General features: G+C 73.5%; 11 protein-coding genes and 1 pseudogene. 4 read left to right on the top strand and 8 right to left on the bottom strand.

Going from position 1 to position 12,349, the window contains the following annotated elements; translation table 11 throughout:
* Positions 1-31 precede the first annotated feature (31 nt).
* A complete protein-coding gene (locus tag ACZ5GH_RS08330; protein ID WP_464333836.1) occupies positions 32-958 on the bottom strand; it encodes a pentapeptide repeat-containing protein in 927 nt (308 codons plus the stop codon).
* 128 nt (positions 959-1,086) lie between these two features.
* Here ACZ5GH_RS08330 and ACZ5GH_RS08335 point away from each other — a divergent pair, with 128 nt between their 5' ends.
* Complete coding sequence (locus ACZ5GH_RS08335) at positions 1,087-1,743, top strand: GNAT family N-acetyltransferase (RefSeq protein WP_387758140.1); 657 nt, start codon at positions 1,087-1,089, stop codon at positions 1,741-1,743.
* A gap of 158 nt (positions 1,744-1,901) precedes the next feature.
* On the opposite strand, the gene ACZ5GH_RS08340 is transcribed toward ACZ5GH_RS08335, so the two are convergent.
* Entirely contained in the window at positions 1,902-2,735 is an 834-nt protein-coding gene (locus tag ACZ5GH_RS08340; RefSeq protein WP_464333837.1) for an SGNH/GDSL hydrolase family protein, read from the bottom strand.
* Positions 2,736-3,031: 296 nt separating this feature from the next.
* A pseudogene (locus tag ACZ5GH_RS08345) lies at positions 3,032-3,385 on the bottom strand (winged helix-turn-helix transcriptional regulator); the annotation flags it as partial.
* 97 nt (positions 3,386-3,482) lie between these two features.
* Here ACZ5GH_RS08345 and ACZ5GH_RS08350 point away from each other — a divergent pair.
* A complete protein-coding gene (locus ACZ5GH_RS08350) occupies positions 3,483-4,697 on the top strand; it encodes a pyridoxal phosphate-dependent aminotransferase (RefSeq protein ID WP_387758137.1) in 1,215 nt (404 codons plus the stop codon).
* Positions 4,698-4,728: 31 nt separating this feature from the next.
* The gene (locus tag ACZ5GH_RS08355) at positions 4,729-5,061 is read left to right on the top strand and encodes a YnfA family protein (RefSeq protein ID WP_387758136.1); all 333 of its coding nucleotides are present in this window, start codon (positions 4,729-4,731) and stop codon (positions 5,059-5,061) included.
* A gap of 123 nt (positions 5,062-5,184) precedes the next feature.
* Here ACZ5GH_RS08355 and ACZ5GH_RS08360 read toward each other — a convergent pair whose 3' ends face one another.
* The 4 genes from ACZ5GH_RS08360 to ACZ5GH_RS08375 all read right to left on the bottom strand — a co-directional run bounded on the left by ACZ5GH_RS08360 (position 5,185) and on the right by ACZ5GH_RS08375 (position 9,805).
* Complete coding sequence (locus ACZ5GH_RS08360; RefSeq protein ID WP_464333838.1) at positions 5,185-6,852, bottom strand: purple acid phosphatase family protein; 1,668 nt, start codon at positions 6,850-6,852, stop codon at positions 5,185-5,187.
* A gap of 213 nt (positions 6,853-7,065) precedes the next feature.
* Positions 7,066-7,320: a hypothetical protein gene (locus ACZ5GH_RS08365; RefSeq protein WP_387758132.1), complete on the bottom strand. Its 255-nt coding sequence runs from the start codon at positions 7,318-7,320 to the stop codon at positions 7,066-7,068.
* A 169-nt stretch (positions 7,321-7,489) separates the two neighbouring features.
* Positions 7,490-7,906, bottom strand: coding sequence for a (2Fe-2S) ferredoxin domain-containing protein (locus ACZ5GH_RS08370; protein WP_387758131.1), 417 nt, complete (start codon positions 7,904-7,906; stop codon positions 7,490-7,492).
* Between the two features lie 243 nt (positions 7,907-8,149).
* Complete coding sequence (locus ACZ5GH_RS08375) at positions 8,150-9,805, bottom strand: FAD-binding dehydrogenase (protein ID WP_464333839.1); 1,656 nt, start codon at positions 9,803-9,805, stop codon at positions 8,150-8,152.
* 335 nt (positions 9,806-10,140) lie between these two features.
* Here ACZ5GH_RS08375 and ACZ5GH_RS08380 point away from each other — a divergent pair, with 335 nt between their 5' ends.
* Positions 10,141-11,079 (top strand): SGNH/GDSL hydrolase family protein, encoded by a 939-nt coding sequence (locus ACZ5GH_RS08380; RefSeq protein WP_387758129.1) that lies wholly within the window; start codon positions 10,141-10,143, stop codon positions 11,077-11,079.
* Positions 11,080-11,176: 97 nt separating this feature from the next.
* Here ACZ5GH_RS08380 and nicT read toward each other — a convergent pair whose 3' ends face one another.
* Positions 11,177-12,289: a Nickel transporter NicT gene (gene nicT, locus ACZ5GH_RS08385; protein WP_387758128.1), complete on the bottom strand. Its 1,113-nt coding sequence runs from the start codon at positions 12,287-12,289 to the stop codon at positions 11,177-11,179.
* Between the last annotated feature and the right edge of the window lie 60 nt (positions 12,290-12,349).

Genomic DNA, 12,349 nt, shown 5'->3' on the forward strand with positions numbered 1-12,349 from the left:
AGGGCGGCAGCAGGACCGGAGCGGCCCGGCCCTAGGACCGACGCGGTCGGCCCGAACGGCCGCCGCCCTGCGCCCTGGTCCCGCCGCGTGGCTTTCGCGGGGCGCCGACCGGCAGGGCCTTCTCGGGCCAGTGACCGGGCCGGGTGAGGCCCGCCGGGAGGCGGGTGGTGGCGTCGCCGCGGGCGGCGTTGAGCTGGGCCTGGGTGAGGAAGAGGGCCGTGGTGAGGTCCGCGCCGGCCAGGTCGGCGTCCCGCAGGTCCGCACCGACCAGGTCGGCGAGGCGCAGGTCCGCGCCGGAGAGGTCGGCCGCGACGAGCAGGGCGCCGCGCAGGTTGGCCCCCCGCAGGTCGGCGCCGCGCAGCCGGGCGCCGAAGAGGTCGGCGCCCCGGTGCTCGCGGCGGCGCGGGACGGCGGCGCGGACCAGTTCGCTGGCGCGCAGCAGCAGCTCGCTGACCCGCTGCCGGTGGGCCGGGACGTCGACGGCGAGGATCTCCTCGGGGGCGCCGCCGGCCAGCCGGTCGGTCTCCGCCAGCGCCTGCCGCAGCTCGTCGTGGACGGCTCCGGCGGGTTCGAAGGTGAGCGCCTCGGTGAGGTAGTGGAGCAGCTCGTGCAGCTGCCGCACGATCGGGAAGACGTCGAACATCGGCTTGGCGCTGTCCGGCTCCTCGCGCCAGCTGCGGCCGCCGAAGGTCACCTGGGAGACCCGCTGCCCGGCGCCGAAGCAGTCGTAGACGGTGCAGCCCTGGAAGCCCCGGTCGCGCAGCTGGGCGTGGATGCCGCAGCTGAAGTCGGTCCGGAGGTTGTGGCAGGCGCTGCCGGCGGCCTTGTTCATGGCGAAGTCGCTGCCGACGGCGAACGGCAGGGCGACGCAGCAGAGGCCGAAGCAGCTGCCGCAGTCGGATTCGAGCGGGGTCGGCGCGGCCGCCGTGGGGTTCTGCGGCGGTTCGGTCTCGCGCACGTTCCGGTCCTTCCTACAGCCGAGCGCCGGACGGCGCGGTGAACCCGGAAATCCTACTGGGCAGACGGCCCTCGGCGCCTGTAAGGTACGCAGGGACCTTTGGACTATTACACATAGGGGTGGGCGCCATGCAGGACCCGGGCATCAGGGAACTCGTCCGGATGTGGATCTCGGGCTGGACCGTCTCGCGCGGCTCCGCCGAGCCCGTCGACCAGCCCTGGGGCTGGAGCATCGACGTCGGGGCACCGGCCGGCGAGGTGGGCCGGCACGTGCTGCCCGAGCCGACCGAGGCCGACGTCCGCAAGCTCGGCGAGACCGTCACCGCGCCGACCACCTGGCTGAAGCTGTTCACCGAGGACGCGACCGTGCGCCCGTGGCTGGACGAGCGGTGGCGCCTGGACGTGCCGGGCTTCCTGATGAGCGTCCCGCTCACCGCCGAGCGGCCCCGGGCCCCGGCCGGCTACACCGTGACCACCTGGGAGCGCGGCGGAGTCCTCCGGGCGCTGGTGCGCACCGGGGAGGGGCACCTCGCCGCCCGCGGCCAGGCGGGCCTGGCCGGCCCGGTGGCCGTACCGGACCAGATCACCACCGTGCCCGAGCACCGCCGCCGGGGCCTGGGCGCGCTGGCGATGCGGACGCTCCAGTCCGCCGCGTACGAGCGGGGCGCGCGCACCGGCGTGCTGGTCGGCACGCCGGAGGGCCAGGCGCTCTACACGGCGCTCGGCTGGACCACCCACGCCCCGATGGCGAGCCTGGTCCTGCAGCCGGAACGCCCGGAGGCCTAGGGAGTGTCTGACAATTGGCGTCGGATCAGCGAGCGGCGTTGGGGTGCGTGCATCGCAAGGCGGAGGAGGGAGCCACTGCGGAGCATTGGCGACCGACGACAACGCGGCGAGGTGCGTGCCCCGGCGTCGCTCGCCCGGCGGGAATTGTCAGACACTCCCTACAAGTAGGGCAGTAGCTCCGGCCGCTTCGCCGGGCGGCCGTCGCCGGAGGAGCGGCCGGTGAGGCGGCGGCCGATCCACGGGCCGAGGTGGGTGCCCAGCCAGCGGGCGTCTGCGCGCAGCCGCTCGGCGCGGCCGGCCGGGGCGGCGGCGGGCAGCGGGGCGCGCCAGTCGAAGGCGGCGGGGCGGCCGAGCGCCTCCAGCACGCCCGCGGCGACCCTGCGGTGGCCCTCGGGCGCGAGGTGCAGGCGGTCCTCGGCCCACAGCCGGCGGTCGTCGAAGCAGGGCGCGGAGAACAGGTCGACCACGACGAAGCCGTCCTGCCGGCCCAGCTCCTGGACGAAGGCCTTCATCCGCAGGATCGCGGGCAGCAGCCGGGCGCTGCCCGCCAGGCGGCGGGTGGGGTCGGTGCTGGTGAACAGCACGACGGTGGCGCCGCCGGCGCGCAGCTCGGTGGCGCAGCGGCCGAGCTGCCGCTCGACCGCGTCGATGTCGCAGCCGGGGCGCAGCACGTCGTTGAGGCCGCCGGCCAGGGTGACCAGCTCGGCGCCCATCGCGAGGGCGGGGGCGAGCTGCTCGTCGTGGATCTGGCCGATCAGCTTGCCGCGGACGGCGAGGTTGGCGTACCGGAAGCCGCCGTTCCCACCGGCCGGCGCCGAGGTCCCACCGGCCGGCGCCGAGGTCTCGCCGGCCAGCGCCGAGGTCTCGCCGGCCAGCGCCGAGGCGACCCGGTCGGCCCAGCCCCGGTAGTGGCCGTCGGGCAACAGGTCGTCGCCCATGCCCTCGGTGAAGGAGTCGCCGACGGCGACGTAGCTGCGGTAGGGGGTGGGCACGGGCTGGCCTCCGCTCTCCTGGTCTCCCGAGTGGTCTCCCGAGACGGCTTCGCGATCCGACGATCGTACGTGTGTGCCCACTCGGGAACGGCGGCGGGCCCGGCGCTCATCGCACGTCGAGTGTTCGTTTATCGGCCCGGGCCATCGTGGGGCCACGGGGCGGCGGCCGGCGACGGGGGCCTTGCCGCCGCCCCGGTCCCCTCCGGGCACGCCCCGCGGGCATCGGCCGCCGGCCGGCGCGACCACCGTCAGCCGGCCGGGACCGCCGCCGTCTCCTCCGCCGCCTTCCGGGGCGTGAACCAGTGCTCGCGCACGGCGTCGGTGGGCCGCTGCTCGCCGAGGGCGGCGAGCCCCCACTCCCCCAACGCCTCGACGACCGACCGCAGTTCGCGGCCGCGCCCGGTCAGTTCGTAGACCATCGCGTTGGCGGGCCGTTCCAGTCGGCGGCGGACGACCAGCCCTTCCCCCTCCAGCTGCTTGAGCCGGGTGGCCAGGATGTCGGTGGAGACGCCGGGCAGGTCGGCGTGCAGGTCGGTGTAGCGGCGCGGGCCACCGAGGAGCTCACGGACGATCAGGAGGCTCCAGCGCTCCCCCACCGCGTCCAGGGCGCGGGCGACGGCGCAGTACTGGTCGTAGCTTCGGCGTGACATGCGGATCAGCATAGCCAAGAGGTTGGACTTTCCAAGTACACACTTGGTAGAACAAAGCTGAAGCAGCGGAGCGGTGGTGACGGTCGGGAGGCCGCAGATGGAGTTTCGGCAGTCCAGCAAGCTGAATGACGTGTGCTACGAGATCCGCGGACCGGTGGTCGACCAGGCCAACGCCCTGGAGGAGGCCGGGCACAGCGTGCTGCGGCTGAACACCGGCAACCCGGCCCCGTTCGGCTTCGAGGCGCCCGAGGAGATCATCCAGGACATCATCCGCAACCTGCCCAAGGCACACGGGTACAGCGACTCGCGCGGCATCCTGCCGGCCCGCCGCGCGGTGGTGCAGTACTACCAGCAGCGCGGGGTCGAGGGCGTCACCGTCGACGACGTCTTCCTCGGCAACGGCGTCTCCGAGCTGATCCAGATGGCCGTCACCGCGCTGGTGGACGACGGCGACGAGGTGCTCGTGCCGATGCCCGACTACCCGCTCTGGACGGCCGTGGTGCGGCTGGCCGGCGGCAAGGCCGTGCACTACCTGTGCGACGAAGGGGCCGAGTGGTACCCGGACCTGGACGACATCGCCGCCAAGATCACCGCCCGCACCAAGGCGATCGTCGTCATCAACCCCAACAACCCCACCGGCGCGGTCTACCCGAAGGAACTGCTGGAGGGCATCCTCGACCTGGCCCGCCGCCACCACCTGATGGTGCTGGCCGACGAGATCTACGACAAGATCCTCTACGACGGCACCGAGCACCACTGCCTGGCCGCCCTGGCCGACGACGTGCTGACCCTCACCTTCAACGGCCTGTCCAAGTCCTACCGGGTGGCCGGCTTCCGCAGCGGCTGGCTGGTCGTCTCCGGGCCCCGGCAGCACGCCACCGACTACCTGGAGGGCCTGACCATGCTCTCCGGCATGCGGCTGTGCCCCAACGTGCCCGCCCAGTACGCCGTGCAGGCCGCACTCGGCGGCCACCAGTCCATCAACGACCTGGTGCTGCCCGGCGGCCGGCTCACCGAGCAGCGCGACATCGCGGTCAAGGCGCTCAACGAGATCCCCGGCGTCAGCTGCGTCAAGCCCAAGGGCGCGCTGTACGCCTTCGCCCGGCTCGACCCGGCGGTGCACCGGATCGTCGACGACGAGCGGTTCGTGCTGGACCTGCTGCTGCGCGAGAAGATCCACGTCGTCCAGGGCACCGGCTTCAACTGGCCCCGCCCGGACCACTTCCGCTTCGTCACCCTGCCCCGGGCCGACGACCTGGAGACGGCCGTCAACCGGATCGGGCGCTTCCTGGCCACCTACCGCCAGGGCTGAACGGCCACGGCGTCCCCGTACGCTCGGGGCCATGGCCGTCCTCCGCTCCGTCGCCCTGTTCGTCCTCGCCGCGCTCGCCGAGATCGGCGGCTGCTGGCTGGTCTGGCAGAGCGTGCGCGAGCAACGGCCGTGGTGGCTGGCCGGGGTGGGCGTGGTGGTGCTCGGCGCGTACGGCTTCGTCGCGGCGCTGCAGCCGGACAGCCACTTCGGCCGGGTGCTGGCCGCGTACGGCGGGGTGTTCGTGGCCGGTTCGCTGCTGTGGGGCGTGGTGGTGGACGGCTTCCGGCCGACCCGCTACGACGTGCTGGGCGCGCTGATCTGCCTGGCCGGGGTCGCCGTCATCATGTACGGGCCCCGGCGCTGAGGCGTACGGCGCTGAGGCCCCCGGCACTGAGGCGTACGGGCCCGCGCCGGGACGGCCGGCGCCGGGCGGTGCGGGCCCCGGCGCCGCACCTCCGGCGCCGGGGCCCCGCCGGGCCCGCCGGGACTACCAGCCCCAGCCGCCGCCCTGGCCGTCGTCGTCCCGGTTCGAGTCCCAGCCCTCGCCGACCTCGCGCAGGATCGTGTAGTTGTCGATCTGCGTGCCGTCCTCGGCCAGCGCGGTGACCTTCATGACCGACTTCTGGCCCAGGTGCTTCGGGGTGACGTCGACCTTGATGAAGGAGTAGCCGGTGTAGCGCACCCGCGACCACTGGATCGTCTCAGGGGTCTTCACCCGGCCCTTGCTCCAGTAGTAGGTGCTGACCTCGTCCTGGTGGTTCTCGTGCCCCTCGTAGGTGTCCGGCACGTCGAACTTGTACAGGCTGCGGCCGGCCGCCCCCGCGGTGACGTAGACCACGCCGTCCTTGGCCGGCTCGATGGTGGCGCCGCTCGGCACCTGCTTCGAGACCTTGTTGCCGAGGATCGCGTCGGTGCGTTCGTAGATGTGGTTGTGGCCGTTGATGACCAGGTCCACCCGGTACTTCTCGAACAGCGGCACCCAGGCCTCGCGGACGCCGCCCTCGGAGGCGTGCGCGACGGTGGTGGAGAAGGCGCAGTGGTGGAAGAAGACCACCACGAAGTCGACGGTCTCGTCGCCGCGCAGGTCCTTGAGGGTGCGCTCCAGCCACCTGGTCTGCTTGTTCGCCGAGATGCCCAGGTTGGCCGGGATCTCGTAGGAGACGTCGTTGGCGTCCAGCGAGATCACGCCGACGTTCTTGTAGCGGAAGGTGTAGACGCCGGGGACGGCGCGCGGGTCCGGGCCGTTGTCCGGCAGGAAGAAGCGGGCGTTCTCGCCGCCGTAGCCGTTCGGCGAGTACCAGGCCTCGATGTCGTGGTTGCCGTACGCGACCATCCACGGGACGTCGGCGGCGACCGGCTCGGTCTGCACCAGGAAGTCGTCCCAGGTCCGCGCGTTGAAGACGGACTTGTCCGGGTCGGTGCCGGAACCGGCCGGGTCGGCGTAGCAGATGTCGCCGGCGTGGAGGTGGAAGGCCGGGTTCTGGGCCTTGATGACGTGGTCGTTGCCGGCCGCGTGCGCGCTGACGCCCTGGTCGCCGAAGGCGGTGAAGGTGAACGGCTCGTACACCTTGCCCCAGCGGTGGTCGCGGGCGGGCGCGGTGCGGAAGGTGTGGAGGGTGGAGATCCGCTGCTGCGAGGCCGGGTCGAAGCCCTCGTGGCCGACACCGTAGTAGTACGTGGTGTCGGGGCGCAGGTCCTCCAGCGCCACGTGCAGGTAGTACTGGTCCACCGGCCGGCCGTTCGGGGTCAGCGCGGGGGTGTGCAGGGCGCGGACCTCGGCCTGGACCTTGTGGCTCAGCTCCCACGGGGTCCTCCCGAAGCGCAGGAAGGGCTTCCTGACCGGCGCCGGCACCTGCCAGGAGATGCGGAACTGGGTGTCCGGCTCGGGGCCGAACTGCAGGTGGCGGCCGGTCGGCGCGACCAGCGAGCCGTCGACGCCGTCGGTCGTGCCGCCGGTCAGCAGCTGCGGGCCGGCCGGGGCGGCGAAGGCCGTCCCGTTGCCCAGCGCGCCGCCGACGGCGACGGCGCCCACGGTCACGGCACCGGCGCGCAGCATCCGGCGGCGGGAGAAGCGGGCCCGCAGGTACTCGTGCTGCTCGGCCATGCTCATGCGGTCGGCGAGCTCGGCCGGCACGCCCATGTTGGGGATATCCATGCGCGGGACTCTTCCAGCGGTTCGTTGATCGCGCACGGACGCCGGGTGAACGGGTCGCAGCGTGCCGGTCATTCGAACGCAATTGTTCGACCATGATTCGGCAAAGGGCGTGTCCGTACCGTCCCGACGCCGCATCATGGCCCCCTCGCGCCGCCCGGTCTGAGCGGGTGTCGGCGGCGGCCCCGGCTGGTCGGCAGGAGCCCGGCCGGAGGGTCAGCCGGAGGGCTCGTCCCACTGGTTGGCGGCCCGGTTGCCGGTGCCGTCGCAGGTGCGGCAGATCTCGTCCCGGTAGGCGTGCTTGGCGCCGGTCGCGTCCACCCGGTAGCGCACGTACACCCCGGTGCCGTCGCAGAGGAAGCAGTTGCCGCCCCCGCCGCCCACCTCGGTGGTGCCGGTGCCCTGGCAGGTCCGGCAGCTGAGACCGGCGGTCCGGCCGGTGCCCGCGCAGATGCGGCAGACCGTCGTCATCGGCTTCCTCCCTCGCGCGGAAACGGCTCGGTGCCGTCCGAAGACGGCTCGGCGCCGCCCGGAACGGCCGGACACCACCGGTCATCGTAGTGGTGAAGGCCGCGAACCACCCCCGGCCGATGTGATCTGACGATCAGTCAATCGGCCCGGCGGGCGGCCTCGGGCGGCCTCACTCGGGCAGGCCCTCGCGGACCCGCCGGGAGACCGAGATCAGCTGGAGGTCGAGCAGCCCGGGCGGGTCGGCCAGGCCGGGACCGCCCGCGCGCACCCAGGCGGCGATGTCGTCGATCATCTCGTCCATCAGCACGAAGCCCAGCCAGACCGGCCGGCCGCCCGCCGCCCGGCCCTCGGCCGAGGGGCCGACCACCACCACGTTGGACTGGGTGCACACGTCGAGGCACTTGACCGCCCGCACCCGGCCCGCCGGGCCCACCGCCGTCCGCAGCCGCTCGTACTGGCCCGCGTGGTCGACCCCGGGGTGCTTCGCCTCGGTGCCGCAGCAGCAGCCCCGGCAGACCGTCACGGTCACGGGGGCGCCGGCGCCCCGCTTGCGGTCCCGGGCACCGTCGCGGTCTCGGCGGCTCATCGGTTCTCCTGCCCCCCCCTGGTCTGCGGCGCCCTGAGCACCGGCCTCCGCACTGTACCCGTCACCCCGCCGCGGCCCCGCCGCGGGGCGGATCCGGTGCGGTCCGCACGGGGGAGGGGCGCACCGGGGCACGACCCCGGAGCGCTCCCCGTCCCCGCGCCCGACAGGGCCCCGGCCGCCCGCCCGCGCCCGACTGAGCCCAGGGCCGATCGCCCGGCTGACCACGCTGACCGGCCGCCCGCGCTAGCCGACCGCCCGCGCCGCCGCCCGTCCCGCCGTGCGGCCGGAGAACAGGCAGCCGCCCAGGAACGTGCCCTCCAGCGAGCGGTACCCGTGGACGCCCCCGCCGCCGAACCCGGCCGCCTCGCCCGCCGCGTACACCCCCGGCAGCACCTCGCCGTCCGGCCGCAGTACCCGGGAGGACAGGTCGGTCTCCAGCCCGCCCAGCGACTTGCGGGTCAGGATGTTCAGCCGGACGGCGATCAGCGGGGCGGCGGCCGGGTCGAGGATGCGGTGCGGGGCGGCGGTGCGGATCAGCCGGTCGCCGAGGTGGCGGCGGGCGCCGTGGATCGCGGTGACCTGGAGGTCCTTGGAGAAGGGGTTGGCCAGCTGCCGGTCGCGGTCCTCGACGGTGCGGCGCAGCTCGTCCGGGGCGATCAGCGACCCGCCGGTCCTGGCGTTCATGCCGCGGGCGAGGTCGGCGAGGTTGCCGGCGACGACGAAGTCCGGCCCGTGCCGCAGGTGGGCCCGGATCGGGCCGGGGGCGCCGGGCAGCGCGCGGCCCAGCACGCCGCGCACCGACTTCCCGGTGAGGTCGGGGTTCTGCTCGGAGCCGGAGAGGGTGAACTCCTTCTCGACGATCCGCTGGTTGAGCACGAACCAGGTGTGGTCGTACCCGGTGGTCATGATGTGTTCGAGCGTCCCGAGGGTGTCGAAACCGGGGAACAGCGGGACGGGCAGCCGCCGGCCGCGCGCGTCCAGCCAGAGCGAGGAGGGGCCGGGCAGGATGCGGATGCCGTGCCGGGCCCAGATCGGGTCCCAGTTGGCGATGCCCTCGGTGTAGTGCCACATCCGGTCGCCGTTGATCAGGTTGGCCCCGGCCCGGCCGGCGACCTCCAGCATCAGCCCGTCCACGTGCGCGGGCACGCCGGAGAGCAACCGGGCGGGCGGGGTGCCGAGCCGGGCCGGCCAGGCCTTGCGAACCAGGTCGTGGTTGCCGCCGATGCCGCCGGAGGTGACGACCACCGCCTGGGCGCGCAGTTCGAAGCCCCCGGCGACCTCGCGCGAGCTGGCCTCGCCCCGGCCCGCCGGGCTCGGCACCAGCACCTCGCCGGTGACGGTGTCGACGGCGCCCGCGGTGGCGGACAGGCCGGTGACCCGGTGCCGGAAGCGCAGGTCCACCAGGCCGCGCGCGGCGGCCGCGCGGACCCGCCGGACGAAGGGCGCCAGCAGCCCGGGCCCGGTGCCCCAGGTGATGTGGAAGCGCGGCACCGAGTTGCCCGGCCCGTCGGCGAGGTACCCGCCGCGTTCGGCCCAGCCGACCACCGGGAAGAACCGCACGCCCATCCCGTGCAGCCAGGAGCGCTTCTCGCCCGCCGCGAAGTCCACGTACGCCTCGGCCCAGCGGCGCGGCCAGGCGTCCTCGGGCCGGTCGAAGCCGGCCGTGCCGAACCAGTCCTGCCGGGCGAGGGCGTGCGAGTCGCGGATCCGCATCCGGCGCTGCTCGGGCGAGTCGACCAGGAAGAGGCCGCCGAAGGACCAGTGCGCCTGGCCGCCGAGACCGGTCGCGGGCTCCTGGTCGAGCAGGATCACCTTCCGTCCGGCGTCGGCGAGTTCGGCGGTGGCGGCGAGGCCCGCGAGGCCCGCCCCGATGACGATGACGTCGGCGTCCAGGGCCATGCGCAGTCCTCCGTCGCGGCTCGCGGTGGCGGCGCGCCCGGGACGCGCCGTCGCTGTGCGCCCGATAGTGCGGTCTGCGGTGACGTCCGGTCAACCCGCGGGTAACGAGCGCCGGGCCGAATTCCGCTCCGGGTCGTTTCGGAATTGCCGTAGGGGGCCGAACGATACGCGGTGGAGCGAAATGCGAAATGCCGTCCGGGGCCGTCTGACGGAATATCGGCGATTTCCGCGCGAACCATGGACGCCCGGGAAACCTGGCAGTAACTTACCTGCGAGTAGCTGTGGCCCGGCTCGGCACGACCCCCACCCGTCGTTTCTCTCCCCCAGGAGGAACCGTGCTCCGCCCTGCCCGGAAATCCCGGCACCTCCGGAATTCCACCGCGCTCGCCGCCGTCGCCCTCGGCGCCGCGCTCGCGCTCACCTCCACCACCGCCCAGGCCGCCGTCGCGGCGCCGAGGCACTACGTGGCGCTCGGCGACTCCTACGCCGCCGGCGCCGGCGTGCCGGGCCAGTCGGCCGGCCTGTGCCTGCGCTCCGACCGCAACTACGGCCACCTGGTCGCCGCCGCCCTCAAGGCCGGCCGGTACAGCGACGTCACCTGCTCCGCGGCCAAGATCAAGGCGATGACGCAGCCCCAGTACGACGCCTTCATCCGGGTCAACGACCCGCAGCTGGACGCGGTGACCGCCGACACCGACCTGGTCACCCTCGGGATCGGCGGCAACGACCTGGCCGCCAGCGACCTCGGCCTCGGCGAACTCGTCGCCACCTGCATCGCCGGCGCCGTCGTCAACCCGTTCGGCACGCCCTGCAAGGACGTCTACCACCACGGCTACTGGGACTGGAGCACCATGTCCTGGCAGTACGGCACCGACGACCTGGCCGAGCGGATCCGCACCACCATCACCCCGCAGCTGGCCGACACCCTCAGGCGCATCCACGCCAAGGCGCCCGGGGCCAAGGTGCTGCTGGTCGGCTACCCGTCGGTGCTGCCCGCCGACGGCTCGACCTGCGTCCTGCGCCAGCCGGTGACCCCGGGTGACGTCGAGTACATGCACGGGGTGCTCGACACGCTGAACGCCGCCCTGAAGTCCACCGCGGCCGCCAACGGCGCGACCTACGTGGACACCGCGACGCCGACCCTCGGGCACGACGTCTGCTCGGACGACCGCTGGATCGAGGGCGCGCTGCCCGGCTCGCCCGCCGTGCCGTTCCACCCGAACGCGACCGGCGAGCAGGTGATGGCGCAGGCGGTGCTCGCCGCGCTGAAGTAGCGCCGCCCGCGCCGCGCCGCGCCGGCCCGCCCGGGCCCGACAGCCCCGAGGGCCGGTGACCAGACCCCGGTCACCGGCCCTCGGCTGCGCGGGCGCGCTACTCGGACTCGCCGGAGGCGGTGGCGGAGGCGGCGGCCAGCCCGGCCGACCACTTCTCCTCGACGTTGCCGAACTTCCAGTAGGCGATCGCCGCGGCCCAGGTGAGCACGAACAGTCCGACGATGGCGTAGCCGACGAAGTTGAGGTCCAGCCCGCCGATCCAGGCGATCGGGCCGCTGGTGACGTCCAGCTTCTCGCCGAGCAGGCCGATCAGCTCGATCGAGCCGATCACCAGCGCGACCAGCACCGACAGCCCGGTGACGGTCAGGTTGTAGTAGATCTTGCGGACCGGCTTGGAGAAGGCCCACTCGTACGCGAAGTTCATGAACGAGCCGTCGATGGTGTCCAGCAGGCTCATCCCGGCCGCGAACAGGATCGGCAGGGTGAGCAGCGCGTACCAGGGCAGCGAGAAGGCCGCCGCGCCGCCCGCCAGCACCAGCAGGGACACCTCGGTGGCGGTGTCGAAGCCCAGCCCGAACAGCAGGCCCACCGGGTACATGTGCCAGGGCTTGGTGACGGCCCTGGTGACCCGGCCGAGGATGCGGTTCATCAGCCCGCGCCGCTCCAGCTGGCGCTCCAGCTCCGCCTCGTCGTAGTCGCCGTGGCGCATCCGGCGGAAGACCTTGAGGATGCCGTTGAAGGCGCCGAGGTTGATCAGGCCGAGCAGCAGCAGGAAGGTGCCGGAGACGGCGACGCCGATCAGGCCGGTCAGCTCGTGCAGCGCCGAGTCGTCGGACTCCACCTGGCCGGCCAGCGAGCGGACGCCGAGGGCCAGCAGCGCGCAGAGGCCGAAGACGATCGAGGAGTGTCCGAGCGAGAACCAGAAGCCGACCGACAGCGGGCGCTTGCCCTGGCCCATCAGCTTGCGGGTGGTGTTGTCGATGGCGGCGATGTGGTCCGCGTCGAACGCGTGCCGCATGCCGAGGGTGTAGGCGGTCAGGCCCATGCCCGCGCCGAACACCTGGCCGCCGACGTCGTAGTGCTCGGGCTCGACCAGCGCGATCAGGGTGAACCAGCCGATGACGTGCAGCGCGAGGATGAAGCCGCCCATTCCGGCCAGGCGGATCCACTCCTCACGGCTGAGCCGGTCGCGCCAACGGGGGGCGGTCATCGTCGTGTCCTTTCGTTCGGGCGGTCGGAGCTGGGCCATCTTTCCGTCTCGATGCACGCA

This window comes from Kitasatospora sp. Xyl93, from assembly GCF_055383135.1.